Raw genomic sequence first — 19308 nt, 5'->3', positions numbered from 1 at the left:
TTTAGCTTTTTTACTGTTTAAATACCTCTAGTTTACGAATGATCTTACTATCTGATATACTATTAATAGTTTATTTACTCACCATTAACCCCTATCGTTTATAATATATTTAGAAAGGTAACCACTTCCCTTTCAAGAGATTTGTTTTACTCCTTGTCCAAAATTTGTAAACTTCCTTGTTTCTCTTGTCCCGGTTATCTTTTTTTAGAAGAGCCTTATCTCCTTAATACACTCCCTTTTTTTAGGCTCTTCATTTATACTTTTCCCCTTAGAATTTAACTTAGATCACGATTCTTAATTTATTTTATACTTTTTTCTTGTCTAATATTTTATGGATTAGCCCTAATTAATTTATATTTATCATTAAAATTGAACTTCATCATAATTATTAATGATATTTTAATAATAAATATATATAATTTATTTACAAAAGGCAGCTGTTTTAAACATTCTAATTGAACATGTTTTCACCTTGTCCAAAAGTACTAAATCTCTTTTGATGTTCTTCTAGTTTGGGCTGCCTCTTTGTACCTTCTATTTTCTAAAACCTAATCAAACGTTCTTTACGATAAAATACTCATAATTATCAATTTCCTAGGAAACAATCATGTCTAAAAAAATAGCCTCTGCACGAATCTCTGAAAAGAGTTCACAATTACTTCAAGATCTTAATAACTCACTGCCATTTGATAAAGCACTCTATGCTGAAGATATAGAGGGATCAAGAGCGCATGCATATATGCTTTGTGAACAGGGTATCATCTCTAATGATGATTATGAGAAGATAGAAGGCGGATTATATGAGATCCTGGGTGAGATAGAGTCTGGAGCATTTAAACTTGATGGTGATGATGAAGACATCCATATGGCCATCGAAGGTAGACTCACTGAAAAAGTAGGGGACGCGGGTAAACGCCTACACACAGCTCGTAGCCGAAATGACCAGGTTGCACTTGACTTTAGACTCTATGTACAGAACAACACAAAAGCCATCGCTAACCTGCTTTTAGAGAACATCAAAACACTTATAAATGTAGCAGAAGAAAATGCAGAAGTCATGCTTCCTGGTATGACACACCTGCAACATGCACAGCCTATAAACTTCGGTTACCATATGATGGCTTATGCAAGTATGTTTAAACGTGATTATGAGCGTTTTATAAGCTCTTATGAGCGTAATAACTACTCTCCTATAGGATGTGCTGCATTGGCTGGTACACCTCATAATATCTCTCGTCAGATCACTTCAGATAAACTCGGGTTCAATGCACCAACATTGAATTGTCTTGACACGGTAAGTGACAGAGACTTTGCACTGGAGATACTCTTTAACATCTCTACTATGATGATGCATATGAGCCGTTTAAGTGAAGAGCTCATCTTGTGGTCTGCAAGTGAATTTAGATGGGTGACTCTTTCTGACAGACATGCCACAGGTTCTTCGATCATGCCACAGAAGAAAAACCCGGACATCCCTGAACTTCTTAGAGGGAAAACAGGACGTGTAAATGGTAACCTCGTTGCACTTCTTACAGTGATGAAAGGTTTGCCACTTGCGTACAACAAAGATATGCAAGAGGACAAAGAAGGTGTATTTGATTCTGTAAGAACAGCAACACTTTCACTTCAGGTTCTTGAAGAGATGATAGCAGACATGACAGTCAATGTAGACAAAATGGAAGCAGCATGTATGATAGGCCACCTCTCAGCTACAGACCTTGCAGACTACCTCGTGAAAGAAGCAGGCTTACCTTTCCGTGATGCCTACCATATCACCGGTAATGCAGTAAACTTGGCAGAAGAAAAAGGGCTAGACATCTCAGAACTTTCTTTAGAAGACTTACAAAGCATAGACGAACGTATAGGAGAAGGTGTAGTAGCACTTCTTGACAACCGCGCCTCTATGAATGCCCGTAAATCTGAAGGTGGAACTGCTACAGTAAGAACTTTAGAACAGATAGAGAGTTTGAAGAAGTGGCTGAATAAACTATAATATTTATAAATTTATTTTCAATTTCTATATTAAAGAGATGAAAACTATATACTTCTCATCGTCATTAAGACGAACAGGAGAGGCAGACATTTTTGTGTTCCTCTGGTGTCTCCCCCGCGAAACGTTCACACTCCGGTAGTTCGTCAAATGGATGTGCTGCTATATGCAGCAGTGTCTCTACCATAGAGAAATCCCCTTTTTGTGCAAGGTCTATTGCTTCTTGGAGCATATAGTTTTTCAACACATATTTTGGGTTGGTCTTTAGCATTGCTTTTTGGCGCTCATCTTGTGTATGGACTTCTTTTGACAAACGTTTATCATACATGTTAAGCCAGCCGTCAACGGGCACTGGATTCATGGCGATATCAAAGAGAGGCATCCTGTCACCATCATAGCGGCTGAGCGTTCGAAAGAAAAAGGTATAGTCAATGTAGGCATCTTGCAGGGTGCCTACCAGATCGGTGATGAGTTCGACATCTTCATCCAGCTTCATTTCCAGCCCCAGTTTTTCTCTCATCACATCTATGTAAGCATCGGGGTAGAGGAAGTTGCCATAATCATCGAGTTTTTTTTGCATTCTCTCTTTGTCGATGAGAGGAGAAAGTGCTTTGGAGAGCATGGTAAGGTTCCAGTAGGAGACATTGGGTTGGTCACCGTAACTGTAACGGCCTGCCTTGTCGGTCTGGTTACAGACAAAGCCATACTCAAAATCATCCAGCATAGCATAGGGTCCATAGTCTATGGTGAGACCTGCAATGGACATGTTGTCTGTATTCATCACGCCATGGCAAAAACCCAGTCCTTGCCACTGTGCAATCAGCTTAGCCGTCCGATCAACAACTTCACAAAAAAACTTGTAGTAACGATCTTCATCATCTTGCAGATGTGTGTAGGATTCGGTGATGGTGTAGTCAGCGAGTGATCTGAGTTTATCGTATTCTTTAAAATAGTAAAAGTATTCGAATGTACCAAAACGCACCCAACTTGGTGATAGTCTCATGACGATGGCTGCGTTCTCTATTTGATTTCGTATGATCTTCGTCTGTGATCCGATGATACCAAGGGCACGTGTAGTGGGAATACCAAGATGGTGCATTGCTTCGCTCATCAGGTACTCTCGAATGGAAGAGCGCATGGCGGCACGACCGTCTGCCGTACGTGCATATCTTGTTTCACCGCTCCCTTTGGTTTGAAGGTTCCATCCATTGATACTTCCAAGATTGATAGCCCTTCCATCTCCTAGACGTGGTGCGTAATTTCCAAACTGATGCCCTGCATAACACATGGAAAAGGGACGTGTCCCTTTGGGGATGAAGGTACCGTTGAGCAATGCTACAAAACGGGGATCATCCTTGCTGCTGCTATCAAGATCAATTAGTTTTGCGGCATTGGGATTGAAGCTGATCAGATAAGGATCATCAAGTGGTATGGGATCGGTCATATCGTAAAATTCGCTATCCAGCGAAAGATATGCAGTTTTATATTTAAGATTATCTAGTGTCATAAAGAGGTTTTACATTTGTTATCCTTAAGGTCAGGTAAGCTTCACACACTATGATGACATTTATGGTAAAAATATAAGTCATTTACTGTACACTATGACAAAAAATCTTAGGAGTAGATATGAATGTATCGGTAGAGTATCTAGGTGATAAGAAGTTTAAGGCAAATACAACAAAGTCTTCTTATATTTTAGATTGTAAAGAGATCACCCCTGTGGAGTATTTCGCGACGAGTATCATAGGATGTACGGGGATAGACCTTGTGATGATGGCTGAGAATGATGGGTATGAAGTGAATAACTACTCTGTAAAGGCAGAGATAGAGCGAACAGACTCTGTTCCTATGAAATTTGCATTTATGCATATTATTTTTGAATTTGACGGAGAGTTTGATACAACTAAAGCGAAGCGTTATATTGGGGCATCTTTGGAGAGTTACTGTACGACGGTAAACTCTATCCGTGATTCAGTGAAAGTAAGTTATACGATCATTCAAAATGGGGAGATGATAGCTGAAAAAGAAGAACTCATCTCTATGAGCGTACCGCTTGAAGATGGATTTGGCTGAGCGTGTTGTTCGTAGGTTTTAGAGCTCATTTATCTTTGAGATGAGCTTTGAGATACGTTTTGATTTGAGTTTCTTTCCCTTTACTTTGGCTACAGGCTGTTTTTTACACAGCTTACACATACTGATACATGATTTTACACTAACCGTATCATCAGGAAAAGCTCTCGTGAGTTTTTTCTGAAGCTTATTTATTTTCGAGAATTTCTTACATATTTGTATTTTCATACTTAACTATAGCATATTTTTTCTGCTTCAGATACTTTTTAATGTTAGAGGAGTACTATATTATTAAGCTCATATACTAAAAGGACATATTATGAATCCAGTAGAACAAGATATTTTAGGAAGAAAAAATGAGATCATCTCCGAAGTAAATGCGATCTTTAAGGTCAATATGAAAATTACGAATTGGGATGTGCCTGAAGCTGATGCAAAGCTAGCTGGAAATATGATTATAGATATTATGCAAGAGGCACTTGATGGTTTGAAGATGAAATTGAGTACGGGTGAGTTTAAGGATTATTAGTAGATAGAGCTACTACAGTTGGAAGTTGGATACTACCCTGCTAAAAAGCAGGGTAGTATGTTAGATAAGTCCAAGTTCAGCGAGTAGTGCTTTGATCGTCGGTGAAAGTTCACTCAACTCCTGTAAAAAAGTACCAGATGCCTGATCTTCTCTGTACCACTCTTCGATACGTTTCATGGAATCACTTTTTTCTTCTTCTGTAAGTGTATTTGATTTATCAATGGTATCTTTAATCTTTTCTAAGTGTTTTAAGTTAGTATCGCTCATTTTTTATCCTTTTGAAAAATGTTATGTGTTCATTATAGAATGAAATTACTTTCAAACATATGTTATGTGACCTAATACACTTTTGGATATAATTGCAACCTAAATTATGTAATAGGCATCATAAAACTAGCATTTGTCATTGCGTCTAGGATATTTACAAAAAATCATCATTTAACCAATGGGTTAACCTCAAATTTTTTGCAAGCACCCTAAACACAAGCTCAAAGACTATTTTCATAAGATCATTACATAATTTGGGTTAAAAATCTTCCCATATATGGATATACAAATGATACAACTTACCAACCTCTCTAAAAGTTTCGGCGGACAAACGCTTTTTAATGATGTCAATCTCAAGCTCTCTCAAGGACAGAAGATAGGTTTTGTAGGACGTAACGGGTCTGGTAAATCTACGCTTTTTAAGATAATTCTTGGTGAAGAGAGCTATGACTCCGGAGATGTGAGCATCCCTAAAAATTATATGATAGGTACACTTCGTCAGCACTTGGAGTTTACAGAAAAGACGGTACGTGAAGAGTGTGCACTTGTACTTCCTGAAGATGAACAATGGAACTTTTACAAGATAGAAAAACTTCTCTTTGGACTTGGATTTACAGAAGAAGATCTAGATAAAGATCCTTTGAGTTTTTCCGGAGGGTATCAGATACGTATCAACCTTGTAAAGCTTTTGGCAACAGAGCCAAATATGTTACTGCTGGATGAACCTACCAACTATCTGGATATTATCTCTTTACGATGGTTAAGAGGGTTCATTAAAGAGTTTGAAGGTGAAGTGATACTCATCACGCACGATCGTGACTTTATGGATTCTGTGACGACACACACAATGGGTGTTCAGCGTAAAGGGCTTCGTTTGGTTCAGGGTGACAGTTATAAGTACTACTCAACGCTTGAAATGGAAGATGAAACCTATGAAAAGACGAAAGCAAATCAAGATAAAAAGCGTAAAGATCTTGAAGATTTTGTAGCACGTAATAAAGCAAGAGCCTCTACAGCTGCACTTGCTCAGTCTAAGCAAAAAGAACTTGACAAAATGGATGACATGGAGGACTTGCAAAGTGATGCCAATTTGTCATTTAACTTCAGCTACAAAGAGACACCTGCGAAAGTCATCTTTCGTGCAGAAGATCTAGGCTTTGGATATAACCCTGATGAGCCACTTTTTCAGGGGGTGACCTTTGCTATGGAGAAGGGTAAGCGTTTGGCTATTATCGGTAAAAATGGTAAGGGTAAGTCAACATTGCTGAACTACATTGCAGGAGAATTACCACATCAACAGGGAAAGCTTGATTTTCATCCTTCAACGACATTTGCACACTTTGGACAAACAAACATAGAAAGACTGAATGTAAAATCTACCATAGTGGATGAGATCGCTTCAGTAAGTAAAGATATAGGTATCCCTCAAGCACGTAATATAGCTGGGCGCATGATGTTTTCTGGCGAACTAGGAGATAAGAAGATAGAAGTCCTTTCCGGAGGAGAGAGAAGTCGTGTGATGTTGGGTAAGATCATTGGAACCCCTGCGAACCTGTTGTTCCTTGATGAACCTACCAACCACCTTGATATGCAGTCGATCGATGCACTTGCAGATGCCATAGATGATTTTGAAGGCTCACTTATTATGGTTACGCACTCAGAGATGCTTTTAAGAAGATTAGCTGATGCACTCATTATTTTCCATAAGGGTGGGGCAGAGTACTTTGACGGTACCTATGATGAGTTCCTTGAAAAGATAGGTTGGGAAGAGGAAGAAGGTGCTGCACCTAAAAAGAAAAAACCTAAGATCAACCATAAAGAACGTAAGAAACTACGTAAAGCGGTGACACAGGAACGTAATGAAGTACGTAAGCCTTACACAAAAGAGATTAAATTTTGTGAAGAGAAAATTGCAGAGGTTGAAGCAGAACTTGAAGCTAAAAATGCAGAGCTTGAAAAAGCATCAAGTAGCAGTGATAATGCTGCTATTATGGAGCTTTCACGTGAAGTAGGGCTTGTACAGCAAGAAGTGGATGCGCTGTTTGAACGTTTAGAAATAGCTACGGAAAAAGATGATGAGATCGTAGCTGAGTATGAACTCAAACTTGAGGAAATTGACGCATAATTAATTTGTTGTGCATGTTAAGTTTATAATTTTAGGAAATTGCCCTAGTAGCTTACTTGTGGCGTTGTTTCTCTCTTTACTTTTTTAGAAAAAGTAACAAAAAGCGTCGTTCCTCTCGAATCGCTCCGCTTTCAAGGGCGTTCGGAACGACATTATTGATGGAGGAGGAGAAGAGCAAGAGGGTTCTTATAAACTCTTGTGAGCGTCTTCGTGCGTGTGATCCCATGCGAGTTTTGCTCCGCCTAGCATATGAAAATGTAAGTGATTTACCTCTTGTCCTCCATCTTCACCGTTGTTAGTTACAAGTCTATACCCTGACTTGTCCACACCCACTTTTGTTGCTACTTCCTGTGCAAAAATAGTCAATCCTGCCATAGTCTCCGGGGTGGCATCTTGAAAACAATCTACATGCGTTTTAGGGATAATGAGAATGTGTATAGGTGCTTTTGGATAGAGGTCATGAAATGCTAAAAAATGTTCACTCTCATGGACAGTATTGTTTGGTATCTCTTTATTTACGATTTTGCAAAATATGCACATTTTTGGGTCCTTTAACTGGTTAATTTATTTTATTATTTCGCTTATCATATCAACTTGTCGATACCATGTCAAGCATGGGTATAGTGTATTGATTTGAAGCTTTATAGATGTAAAGTATAACACAGATAAGTAGTAATAAATCCCATTATTAGTAACTTTTGGATAAAATCACAACAATTATAAAGAATATGATAACTGTTTATTTAAGTATAGAGCTCATTGTAATGTGAACAGTCACATGAGCCTATTGCTGAAGTAAACTTAGTGTTCAGAAAAAAATTTAGTTTTTTTCTAAGTCATGCTTTAACATTGAAACATAGTATATGGGGCTTTGCTCTATATACGGCTTATAAATGGAGCAAAATGGAAAATTTAGAAGAAAAAATTGTTCAGGCTGATTCGCTTGAAACATTAGAAAAAGTGCGTGTTGAGCTTTTTGGAAAGAAGGGTGTCTTGGCAGTGGAGTTTGCTAAGATGAAAGATGTACCTGGACCAGAGAAAAAAGCATTTGCAGAGGGACTGAATAAAAGTAAGGCCTCTTTACAAGCAAGTTTTGATGCTCGTTACGAAGTACTTAAGTCTGAAGAGATAGAAAAAGTACTTAAAAGTGAAGCCATAGATGTTTCACTGTATGGCACATTGGCACAAAAAGGTGCATTGCACCCGGTGATGGAGACGATGGACAAGATCATTGATTATTTTGTAGCGTTGAACTTTGCTGTTGAGAGTGGTCCTATGGTCGAAGATGATTTCCATAACTTCGAAGCCCTTAACCTTCCTAAATACCACCCTGCACGTGATATGCAAGATACTTTTTATTTTAAAGATGGTGGGCTACTGCGAACACACACGTCTCCTGTACAAATACGTACGATGCTGGAAACAAAACCTCCTATTCGTATGATTGCTCCTGGGTCTGTATTTAGACGTGATTATGATATCACGCATACACCAATGTTCCATCAGGTAGAAGGTCTTGTGGTTGACGATAAAGGCAAAGTGAGTTTTGCGAATCTCAAGTCTATATTGACAGATTTTTTACAGTATATGTTTGGAGATGTTGAAGTACGTTTTAGACCAAGTTTCTTCCCGTTTACCGAACCTTCTGCGGAAGTAGATATCTCTTGTATCTTTTGTGAAGGTGAAGGATGTAGAGTCTGTTCGCATACAGGTTGGTTGGAAGTACTTGGATGTGGTATCGTTGACCCGAATGTCTTTAAGGCAGTAGGATATGAAAATGTAAGTGGTTATGCCTTTGGGTTGGGTGTAGAGCGTTTTGCAATGCTTATGCACAAAATACCTGATCTGAGATCTTTGTTTGAGGGTGATATTCGTTTGTTGGAGCAGTTTAGATGATAGTAACAAGAAGTTGGTTAAATGAATTTGTTGACCTTAGTCAAGTCTCTAACGAGAAGCTTTACGAAACGTTTAATTCCATCGGACTGGAAGTTGACAGTATTACGCAAATAGAGATAGCTCAAAAAGTAGTGATAGGGAAGATCATTTCTTGTGAAAAACATCCTGATGCAGATAAACTGAACGTATGTCAGATAGATGTTGGAAGCGGAACACGACAGATAGTCTGTGGTGCAGCCAATGTTGTGGATGCAGAGTATGTGGCAGTCGCAACGATAGGTGCTGTACTCCCTGGTGATTTTGTCATCAAGCATGCGAAACTTCGTGGTGTTGAGAGTGAAGGGATGGTGTGTGCCTCTTCTGAACTTGGTCTGCCAGATAGGGGTAAAGGGATCATGATACTTGATGAAAGTATCGGTAAGCTTGAAGTAGGTAGAGAGTTTGGTTCCTATGAGAAGGTAGCTGATACGATCATCGAGCTTGAACTTACAGCCAACAGAGGTGACTGTCTCAGCATCTATGGTGTAGCAAGAGATCTGAGTGCAGCACTTGACATAGAGATGAAATCTTTTGAATATAAACAAGAAGAGAAGATCAAACTTGGTATCGCCAGAGAAGCAGAGCTTCGTCATTCAGGTGAAATGGATGCAGATCTGCACTATAAACTGGCAACCATAGAAAATATTTCCAGTAACTTCTTGGTGCAGTTGCGTTTAGCAATGGTAGGCGTAGAAGCTGAAGGAAAACTTGCAAGTATGCTAGCGTATGCAACACACACTACAGGTGTTATATTGCGTGCATATGACAGTAGAACCTTCCGTAACAGTGAAAACAAAATCTCAGTATATCCTGTAGCAAAAACAAAAGGTGTGATAGAAGTTCTGGGTAATGGAAAAGTACTTTCTGTGGTAGGTGTCAATCAAGAGGCAGAAGCCACAGCAAATGATGAGACAAAAGAACTTTTAATCGAGGCCAGTTATATCAACCCCGATACTTTAGTTGAGGCAGTCGCAACCACTTCTTTCAAAACAGATGATTTGTATTATAAAACATCTAGAGGTGCTAACCCTGATCTTTATTTTGGTTTATCTTTTCTCGCTTCTATGATGGATAGTTATACAGATATCTCTTGTTATGAAGGTTCACTGAATGTGAGCGTTGAAAGAGAACATGAAACGGTTATCGTAGATGCAAAAGAGATTGCATCAATTATTGGTATGGATGTTGAAATAGGCAAGATCGTAACGATACTTCAAAAACTCGGATTTGAGATAAACTCTATGGGTCATGAGGTGATTGCTGCAGTGGTCCCACACTTTAGACATGACATTAAACATATCCAGGATATTGCTGAAGAGATCGTACGTATCATAGGAATCAATAATATCGAAGCAAAACCTTTTGTATTTGCTGAAAAATCGCGTCTTAATGATACAACTGATAGATATCAAGCCAAAAAAGAATTTAAGAATCGCGCAGTTGGTGTATCATTTTATGAAAATGTATCTTATGTATTTTCTGAAAGAGCCCTTTTGGAAAAATATGGTTTTTCTACGGTAGACGAGGCATTTGAACTGGCTAATCCTATAGCTGAAGAACTCAATACACTTAGATCTACAATCTTGGTTAATTTACTTAATGCTGTGAAGCGTAATGTGAGTTATAGTAAAAAATCTATCCCTCTGTTTGAGATGGGCGCAGTCTTTGGAAGTAAAAGAGAACAGAGTGAAGTGATCTCTTTTGTCTTTTCAGGACAGCTTGAAGGTGAAAATGTAAGAAATGCCGGAAAACCAAAGATGATAGACTTCGCCTCTTTTACCCAAAAAGTAGGCGCGGTTATCGGTGCCTTTGAACTGGTACCTTGTACCTATAACAATGGTCTTATACACCCATATCAATCAGCAAATATCATTGTAGATGGTAAGGTATGCGGGTTCCTTTCAAAGCTTCATCCAACAGTGCAGGAGAGTTTTGGTATCCCTGAGACATTTATCGCGGAACTTGATTTTGATGCCTTTTTGCCAACACATATTAATGCAACACCTATCTCTAAGTTCCAGGGAGTCTATAAAGACCTATCTGTAGTGATAGATAAATCTTTGAACTACTATGAAGTGGCTAAAGTGCTTAATGCACTGGAACTTCCAATGCTTAAAGATACTTACCCTGTGGATATATACGAAGATGAGAAGTTGGGTGATAAGAAGAGTCTTACAGTACGTTTCTTCATTCAATCTATGGAAAAAACACTTGAAGACAGTGATATAGAAACAGTGCTTGGGCAAATTATGATGGCTCTTGAGACAGAATGTAAAGCTGAATTGAGATAGAAATGAAAATACAATTAGCATCTAGTTATGGATTTTGTTTTGGTGTCAAGAGAGCTATTGAAATAGCTGAAGAACATAGAGGATCTGTGACCTATGGTCCTCTGATCCATAACAAAGATGAGATTGATAGACTTAAAACAAGATTCAACATTGGTCTTGCTGAACATATAGAAGATATAGAGACAGATGATGCCGTAGTTATACGTACACACGGTATCCCTAAAAATGAATTGGCTGTGCTAAAAAGCCAAGATCATAAAGTGATAGATGCAACCTGTCCTTATGTAACAACCCCACAAAATATCGTACAAAAGATGAGTGCAGAGGGCTATAGCATCGTGATATTTGGTGATAAGGATCATCCAGAGATCAAAGGGGTAGTGAGTTATGCAGAATATCCTGAGGATGCGTTTATCGTGCTTGAACCTGAAGAGTTGGAAGCACTTCCTCTTAAAGGGAAGGTTGCAGTCGTTTCTCAAACCACAAAAAAACCTGAAGATTTTGCAAAGATCGTGACAGCATTGATGGCAACACGTAAAGAGATAAGGGTGTTTAATACTATATGTAATGCAACATTTGAAAATCAGGATGCCGCGTCAGAACTAGCCAAACATGCAGACATTATGATCGTTATCGGAGGAAAACACTCGTCCAACACCAAACAGTTGCACAGTATCTGTGAACGTGACTGTAAAGACAGTTACCTGATTGAAAATGAAAAAGAACTTGAAGCCGATTGGTTTGAAGGCAAAGAACTTTGTGGTATCTCCGCAGGAGCTTCTACTCCTGACTGGGTCGTACAAAATGTGATCAATAAGATTCAAGAAATGAAGAAAGTCGATGAGGTTTCATGAACACACTAACACTTAAACCTATCTCTAAAATTAATGGAGAGATAAATCTTCCGGGGTCAAAAAGTCTTTCAAATAGAGCTTTACTGGTTGCAGCATTGGCTCAAGGCACTACTCGGATCACCAATCTTTTAGAGAGTGATGATACAAGACATATGCTCAATGCCCTTAAGCAACTGGGTATCAAATATACCCTCTCAGAAAACAAAACAGAATGTATTGTGATCGGTAATGCAGGTGCGATACACAGCGAAAACTTACAGGAGCTCTTCTTGGGTAATGCGGGTACAGCTATGCGTCCACTCTGTGCAGCATTATGTCTAGGTACAGGTTCTTACTTGCTTACGGGTGAGCCTCGAATGAAAGAGAGACCCATAGGGCATTTAGTCGATGCTTTACGAGAAGCAGGTGCAAAAATTACCTATCAAGAAAATGAAGGGTATCCACCACTTTTGATAGAAGCCAATGGACTATCGGGTGGTAATGTGAAGATAGATGGTGCTATTTCAAGTCAGTTTTTAACAGCACTTCTACTTGCGGCACCTATGGCAAAAGAAGATATGACTATCTCTATCATCGGAGAACTTGTCTCTAAACCTTACATTGATATCACCCTGCATATCATGAAAGAGTTTGGTGTAGACGTGGTACATGATAACTATCAGACCTTTACGATCAAAGGTGGACAACATTATAAAGCTGTTGAGACTTTCATGGTAGAAGGTGATGCCTCTTCTGCTTCTTATTTTTTAGCTGCTGCCGCGATAAAAGGCGGTACAGTGAAAGTCACAGGGATTGGTAAAAAGAGTATCCAAGGGGATGTTCAATTTGTTGATGTTCTTGAAAAAATGGGTGCAATTGTAGAATGGGGTGATGATTATGTAGCTGTGAGTAAAGGTGAACTTCATGCCATAGATATGGATTTCAACCACATTCCTGATGCTGCAATGACCATTGCCACCACAGCACTTTTTGTAGAAGGTACAACAACACTTAGAAATATCTATAACTGGCGGGTAAAAGAGACAGATAGACTTTTTGCCATGGCAACAGAACTTCGTAAAGTTGGTGCAAAAGTAGAAGAGGGTGAAGATTATCTTAAGATCACAGCACCTAAAGTACTTAAACATGCAGCAATTGACACATATGATGACCATAGAATGGCCATGTGTTTCTCTCTTTTAGCATTGGACCCAGTCTCTGTGACTATCAATGAACCTGAGTGTACGGCCAAAACTTTCCCTACTTATTTTGAAGTTCTTGAGAGTATTTCTTCTTAAAAAACCTAGTAAAAACATACTTATAAAAATACTAAAGTAACAAGTTACGTGACACAAGAGCCGAAATTGGCTTAGTGTCAGCATAGCTTATGCTACTTTGTCCTATAAGCCATATTTATGGTTAAAAGGGTATAATAACGCAAAATTAGGCACACATAAGGATAGGTATGAAGTTCGAAGATATCGAAATAGAAGAAGTAGATTTTGAGGCGATGCTCGAGGAATCGTTCAAAAAGTCAGAGTCAAAAAGTGATTTGGTAACAGGTACAGTTGTTAAGATAGATGAAAAAGATGAGATCGCTGTAATCGACATCGGTGGTGGTAGAGATGCAACAATTACACTTGATGAGCTAAGAGATGAAGAAGGTAACCTTGCATTTAATGTAGGTGATTCTATTGATGTTGTTAATATGGGAAGAGGTCGTATTTCTCATAAAGCTGCATTAAGCAGAGTAGCATTAAATGAGTTTATCGCTGAGTATGATGAAGACCAAGAGTATATCATCGAAGGTGTAATAACGAAAACAAACAAAGGTGGTTATGTAGTTGACTGTGATGGTTTAGAGTTCTTCATGCCACGTACACTCTCTTACCTTTCTTCAAAAGTTGATCCTGTAGGTAAAAAAGTAAAAGCTGTTATCGTGAAAGTAGATAAAGATAAAGGTTCAGTAGTTGTTTCTAGAAAAGAACTTATTGAACGTGATAAAGCTAAAACAGATGAGATCGTTGCTGAGCTTCTTGAGAAAAAAGAGCCGGTGGTTGGTACAATTAAGAAAATTACTTCTTATGGTATGTTTGTAGATGTTGGTGGTATAGATGGTCTTGTTCACTACTCACAAATCTCTCACAAAGGTCCAGTGAATCCATCTAAGTATTTCTCTGAAGGTGATGAAGTAAACGTTATCGCTTTAGACTATGACAAAAAGAAAAGACACCTTTCACTCTCTATTAAAGATGCGAATCCTGATCCTTGGGCTGACATTGATTCTATCATCGGTGTTGGAGATACAGTAACTGCTACAGTTTCTAACATTGAACCTTATGGTGTATTTGTTGATCTTGGAGAGGATCTTGAAGCATTCCTTCATGTATCTGAAATCTCTTGGGATAAAAATGTTAAACACCCTAAAGATTATTTAGAACTTAATTCAGACATCAATGTTGAAGTCATTGAAATCGACAAAGAAGGTAGAAGACTTAGAGTGAGCCTTAAAAATCTTCTTCCAAAACCTATGGATGCATTTACTTCTGAAAACAAAGTAGGTGATGTTGTAACTGGTACAGTAACATCAATCACTGATTTTGGTGCATTTGTAAAAGTGGGTACAGTTGAAGGTCTTCTTCATAATCAAGAAATTTCTTGGGACAAATCAAAGAATGCAAAATCTGAACTTAAAGTTGGTGATGAAGTTGAAGTGAAGATCATCAAAATCGACAGAGATGCAGGTAAGATCTCATTGAGTAAAAAAGCGCTTGAAGATTCACCGGTAAAAGCATTTGCTGAAACACATAAAAATGGTTCTATCGTAACAGGAACTGTAAAAGATAAAAAAGACTTCGGTGTATTTATTTCACTTGAAGATAATATTGATGCACTTATCAGAACAGAAGATCTTCATCCACTTAAATTTGATGAGATTGAAAAAGGTCAGGAAATTACAGGCGTGATCAGCTTTATCGATGGTAATACTGATAGAATTAGAGTTTCTGTAAAGAGACTTGAGCGTCAAGAAGAGAGAGATGCAATGGATCAGCTTAATTTAGAGCAAGATGACAGTATGACTCTTGGTGATGCATTTGGTGATAAATTCAAAAGATAATTATTAGAGAAAAGCATCAAATTGTCAAAATAAGGGAATGTGTACTTAAACATATTTCCTCACTTTTGATACTTAAATATTGAGTTGCCTTCAGTAGGTGGTTCATACGATTAATCGTATCCTCCCGTACTTTATGGTACTTAAATTTTCACAAAAATAAAGGTTATAAGATGTCAAAAAAGACGATAGTTGTTTGTGACCATATCCACCAAGATGGATTGGATATTCTTGCTAATGATAGTGAAATAGAATTTATTAATGCAGCGGATGAGCCTAAAGATAAGCTGCTTGCTGAATTTATCCCTTTAGCAGATGTTGCTATTACACGTTCATCAACAGATGTAGATGATGCATTTTTAGCAGCAGCTACAAAAGTAACAGCAGTAGTGCGTGCCGGTGTTGGTGTAGATAATGTAGATATTCCAGGATCTAGTAAACAAGGTATTGTTGTTATGAATGTACCTACGGCAAACACTATCGCAGCCGTTGAACTAACGATGACTCACATGCTATCATGTGTTAGACAGTTTCCATATGCGCATAACAACCTTAAACTTGATCGTGTATGGAGAAGACAAGACTGGTATGGTACTGAACTCAAAGATAAAAAACTTGGTGTAATCGGTTTTGGTAATATTGGTTCACGTGTAGGGAAGAGAGCTAAAGCATTTGAAATGGATGTTATAGCATATGATCCATATATCGATCCGAGCAAAGCAACAGATATGAATGTTGCATATACTAAGAATTTTGAAGATATTTTATCATGTGATATCATTACGATTCATACACCTAAAAACTCTGAAACTATCGGTATGATAGGTAAAGAAGAGATAACTAAAATGAAAGATGGTGTGATCCTTATCAACTGTGCAAGGGGTGGTCTTTATGACGAAGATGCACTTTTAGAAGGGCTTACTTCTGGTAAGATCGCAATGGCCGGTATCGATGTATTTAACAAAGAGCCAGCGACAGATCATCCTCTTCTTGACCTTGATAATGTGACTGTGACACCTCACCTCGGTGCTAACACAAAAGAGTCACAAAAAAATATTGCGATTCAGGCGGCTGAAAATGCTATTGCTGCTGCAAAAGGTATCTCATATCCAAATGCACTGAATTTACCGATTAAAGAGCATGAATTACCTGATTTTGTTAGACCATATCTTGAACTTATACAAAAAATAGGTCACATGTCTGCACAGATAACAAAAAGTGCTATAAAGTCTATCAAGGTAAGTGCAGAAGGTCCTGTTTCTGAGCATTTAGAATCTATGGCTACATTTGCAACAGTCGGTGTACTGACAGAGTCAGTGGGTGATCAAATCAACTATGTAAATGCCGAATTTGTTGCTGAAGAACGCGGTATAGAGATTACAAAAGAAGTTAACCCGAACAACAGTGGATTTACCAATAAAATCGGTATAAAACTTACAACGGCTGAGGGTACTATTTCTGTAGAAGGTACTGTTTTTGATGATACTGAACAACGTATTATTGAGATTGATGACTATATTTTAGACGTTGAACCAAAAGGTACAATGGTTTTCTTTAGAAATACAGACACTCCGGGTGTGATCGGCGATGTAGGTAGAATCATGGCAGAGAATGGTTTGAACATATCTGACTTTAGACTAGGACGTGACAGTAAGAAGCAAGCTCTTGCTGTTGTCCGTGTAGATGGCCAAATTAAAAAAGAACTTCTCGAGGAACTTGCTGCATTGGAAGCATGCATTAGCGTTTCTCACGCTACACTTTAAAAACTAAGTGGATTTTCCACTTAGTTTCTTTCCCTTTCTTTCCTTATTTATATATCCAATTTTCTCATACTATTTTTTTAATCGTGTAAACCATTCATTTCTAATATAGGATGATATTTTTTAATCATTACATTAGTTTATGAATGATATAATTATTACTTATTATAATACCATATTGACAGTAGTAGAGTATTATTTTGGTTATAATATAATATAATCTAATCTTGGGTAAGTGGAGTGTATAGAAATGAAAAAATATCTCATTTTTCTTTTGGCATGGCCGTTATTTGCCGGGTTAAATAACCTGGATATTAACCAAGCTATTATTATGCTGGAGAACAATAACTTAGAATTAAAAATATCTCATTTTAATGAACAGATGAAAGCCTATGAAGCAGTTGCAGCCAAAGGAAATCATTACGGTAAGTTAGATGTCTCTGTAACAGGTATGCGTTCCAATGATGCGGGGAATGTATTTGGATTTAAGGTGGCTAGCCGCGAAGCTACATTCCTTGATTTTGGTGCAGATGAATTTATGGCAACGATGGACCCAACTATTGCACCTGAAGCACTGAATTTCCCGGAAGCAAGAAACCATTATCAGACAAAGATCTCTTATATGCTGCCATTATATACTGGAGGCAAACTCATCGAGTACGGCCGTATTACCGAAGCTATGCATCGTATGAGCCAGTGGGATACACAAAAACTTATCAATGAAAAAATATTTCAGACAAAAAAAGCATTTTATGATATCTCTTTGGTAGATAATTATATTTTGAATCTTTCGAAGATTATTAAAAACATTGATCACTTAGAATCGATCGTAAAAAGTATGGGTGAAGAGGGCTATGCACAGGAGATAGATCTACTTGAAGTTCAGGCTCGAAAAGCTGAAGCAGAGAGTATGTTTAATCAAGCTAAACTCAATAGAGACCTAGCCTATCAATTTCTTTCATTTTTATTGAATACAGAAGTAAGTTCCATCAAAAAAGTCAACGATATGGCACCTATGCCAAGTGTTGATCCTATAGAAGTGGAAAGTAATAATATAGATATACAAAAAGCACTTTTAGGATTGCAGATAAGTCAAATGGCGACGAATGTTGAAAAATCGAAGTATTTACCTAATATCGGTGCATTTGGAGAATATGGAAGTGCAGATGATGAAATATGGAATGAATTTAGAGATAAGGATTCATACACTGTAGGCGTACAGCTGACATGGAATATCTTTAATGGTGGTGTTGATGCTGCAAACCTTGAAAAAGCAAAAGTCAATCATCTTAAAGTACAGGATCAGGTTTCATTGGCTAAATCCGGTATCGCCTTGAAAGTAAAAAAACTTGAAACAGAAATTTTAAGTAAAAATGCGGACGTAAAGAGTTATCAAAAACAATTGCGTTTTGCAAGAAAAGTATATGAGAATTACCGTTCACGTTATAAAGAGGGGATTGTCTCTATCTCGGATGTTTTGATCAAACAATCTAGAGAATTGGAGGTTTTACTTAAATTACTTACAGTGAAGAACGAACGTAATACAAAGATCTTTGAACTCAATAGTATTTTAAATAGAGGAGGAAAAGTATGAATAAACTTATAAAATTAATTTCTTTGGCATTGTTAACAACATCGGTGCATGCAATAGAAATAAATTTAAGTGGTTCAGTAGTTTCTGATAATCAAAAAATGATAACCAGTCGTTACATGGGTTATGTGAAAAATATGGCTGTAGCAGAGGGTGACATTGTAAAAAAAGGAGATCTCTTATATGAGATCGATTCAAAAGAGATAGAATCTGCAGAGAGACAGGTAGATCTTGCTATTTCACAAGCCAGACTTTCTCTACAAATGAATGAAAATCAATACAATAACGTATTGACAAACCTAGCAAGACATGAAAGACTCTATCAGAAAAAGATGGTTTCTAAGTATGAGTTTGAAATGTTACAACTTTCAGCGAAAAATCTCGAAGACATGGTTACAATAGCTGAACAACAGGTAAAACAGGCATTGGCTAAAAAAGATGAAGTACTAAATCAATATAATTATTTGAAAATTCATGCACCCAATGATGGGGTGATTGTAGAGAAACGCCTTAATGAAGGTGAAATGGCGATTCCCGGCATGCCAGCAGTTGTTTTAACTGATTTAAGTAAGTTGACCATTGTGGCTGAACTCAGTGAAACACAATTAAGACATATCAATCTGGGTAAAAAGGTTGATATTGAAATACCTTCTATCGGATTTAGTACAGTGGGAGAAATAGTATCTATTATCCCAAGTTCAAATCCTATGACGCACAAATTCAAGATCAAGATGACCTTTGATAGCAATGGGCGCAGTTCAGTCTATCCTGGTATGTATGCCAAAATTATGATTAAGTAGGT

At 37.7% G+C, this 19308-nt stretch carries 16 protein-coding genes; 12 read left to right on the top strand and 4 right to left on the bottom strand.

Translation table 11 applies throughout. The annotated features are described in order from the left end of the window. The first annotated feature begins 607 nt into the window (after positions 1-607). The gene (gene argH / locus ABZC96_RS00315) at positions 608-1993 is read left to right on the top strand and encodes an argininosuccinate lyase (RefSeq protein WP_373028254.1); all 1386 of its coding nucleotides are present in this window, start codon (positions 608-610) and stop codon (positions 1991-1993) included. Between the two features lie 64 nt (positions 1994-2057). Here the strand turns inward: argH and ABZC96_RS00310 are convergent, their stop codons facing one another. Continuing rightward, complete coding sequence (locus ABZC96_RS00310; protein ID WP_373028252.1) at positions 2058-3497, bottom strand: YdiU family protein; 1440 nt, start codon at positions 3495-3497, stop codon at positions 2058-2060. Between the two features lie 119 nt (positions 3498-3616). Between ABZC96_RS00310 and ABZC96_RS00305 the strand changes: the two genes are divergently transcribed. After that, entirely contained in the window at positions 3617-4063 is a 447-nt protein-coding gene (locus ABZC96_RS00305; RefSeq protein WP_373028250.1) for an OsmC family protein, read from the top strand. 18 nt (positions 4064-4081) lie between these two features. On the opposite strand, the gene ABZC96_RS00300 is transcribed toward ABZC96_RS00305, so the two are convergent. Next, complete coding sequence (locus tag ABZC96_RS00300) at positions 4082-4288, bottom strand: DUF1450 domain-containing protein (protein WP_373028248.1); 207 nt, start codon at positions 4286-4288, stop codon at positions 4082-4084. Between the two features lie 91 nt (positions 4289-4379). On the opposite strand from ABZC96_RS00300, the gene ABZC96_RS00295 reads away from it, so the two are divergent. After that, positions 4380-4589: a hypothetical protein gene (locus tag ABZC96_RS00295; RefSeq protein WP_373028247.1), complete on the top strand. Its 210-nt coding sequence runs from the start codon at positions 4380-4382 to the stop codon at positions 4587-4589. Positions 4590-4649: 60 nt separating this feature from the next. Here the strand turns inward: ABZC96_RS00295 and ABZC96_RS00290 are convergent, their stop codons facing one another. Continuing rightward, positions 4650-4856: a hypothetical protein gene (locus ABZC96_RS00290; RefSeq protein ID WP_373028246.1), complete on the bottom strand. Its 207-nt coding sequence runs from the start codon at positions 4854-4856 to the stop codon at positions 4650-4652. A 289-nt stretch (positions 4857-5145) separates the two neighbouring features. Between ABZC96_RS00290 and ABZC96_RS00285 the strand changes: the two genes are divergently transcribed. Next, positions 5146-6981 carry an ABC-F family ATP-binding cassette domain-containing protein gene (locus ABZC96_RS00285; RefSeq protein ID WP_373028244.1) on the top strand — a complete coding sequence of 612 codons (1836 nt, stop codon included), beginning with the start codon at positions 5146-5148 and terminating at the stop codon, positions 6979-6981. Positions 6982-7167: 186 nt separating this feature from the next. On the opposite strand, the gene ABZC96_RS00280 is transcribed toward ABZC96_RS00285, so the two are convergent. Beyond that, positions 7168-7521: a histidine triad nucleotide-binding protein gene (locus tag ABZC96_RS00280; RefSeq protein WP_373028243.1), complete on the bottom strand. Its 354-nt coding sequence runs from the start codon at positions 7519-7521 to the stop codon at positions 7168-7170. A 363-nt stretch (positions 7522-7884) separates the two neighbouring features. Between ABZC96_RS00280 and pheS the strand changes: the two genes are divergently transcribed. From pheS to ABZC96_RS00240, 8 genes are all read left to right on the top strand, one after another. Next, on the top strand, positions 7885-8877 hold the full coding sequence (pheS, locus tag ABZC96_RS00275) for a phenylalanine--tRNA ligase subunit alpha (RefSeq protein ID WP_373028242.1): 993 nt from the start codon (positions 7885-7887) through the stop codon (positions 8875-8877). Further along, positions 8874-11207: a phenylalanine--tRNA ligase subunit beta gene (pheT, locus tag ABZC96_RS00270; RefSeq protein ID WP_373028241.1), complete on the top strand. Its 2334-nt coding sequence runs from the start codon at positions 8874-8876 to the stop codon at positions 11205-11207. The genes pheS and pheT overlap by 4 nt, the downstream gene beginning before the upstream one ends. A gap of 2 nt (positions 11208-11209) precedes the next feature. Further along, entirely contained in the window at positions 11210-12061 is an 852-nt protein-coding gene (locus tag ABZC96_RS00265) for a 4-hydroxy-3-methylbut-2-enyl diphosphate reductase (protein ID WP_373028239.1), read from the top strand. Then, positions 12058-13338: a 3-phosphoshikimate 1-carboxyvinyltransferase gene (gene aroA, locus ABZC96_RS00260; protein WP_373028237.1), complete on the top strand. Its 1281-nt coding sequence runs from the start codon at positions 12058-12060 to the stop codon at positions 13336-13338. The genes ABZC96_RS00265 and aroA overlap by 4 nt, the downstream gene beginning before the upstream one ends. A 167-nt stretch (positions 13339-13505) precedes the next feature. Then, complete coding sequence (locus tag ABZC96_RS00255) at positions 13506-15158, top strand: 30S ribosomal protein S1 (RefSeq protein WP_373028235.1); 1653 nt, start codon at positions 13506-13508, stop codon at positions 15156-15158. A 170-nt stretch (positions 15159-15328) separates the two neighbouring features. Continuing rightward, positions 15329-16918: a phosphoglycerate dehydrogenase gene (gene serA, locus ABZC96_RS00250; RefSeq protein WP_373028234.1), complete on the top strand. Its 1590-nt coding sequence runs from the start codon at positions 15329-15331 to the stop codon at positions 16916-16918. A gap of 247 nt (positions 16919-17165) precedes the next feature. Then, the gene (locus ABZC96_RS00245; protein WP_373028233.1) at positions 17166-18509 is read left to right on the top strand and encodes a TolC family protein; all 1344 of its coding nucleotides are present in this window, start codon (positions 17166-17168) and stop codon (positions 18507-18509) included. Next, the gene (locus ABZC96_RS00240) at positions 18506-19306 is read left to right on the top strand and encodes an efflux RND transporter periplasmic adaptor subunit (protein WP_373028232.1); all 801 of its coding nucleotides are present in this window, start codon (positions 18506-18508) and stop codon (positions 19304-19306) included. Before ABZC96_RS00245 ends, ABZC96_RS00240 begins: the two co-directional genes overlap by 4 nt. Positions 19307-19308 lie beyond the last annotated feature (2 nt).

This window comes from Sulfurovum sp. (genome assembly GCF_041551015.1).
Classification (GTDB): Bacteria; Campylobacterota; Campylobacteria; order Campylobacterales; family Sulfurovaceae; genus Sulfurovum.
The sequence above is the reverse complement of the archived record's forward strand: the minus strand, read 5'-3'. Positions and strand labels throughout refer to the sequence as shown.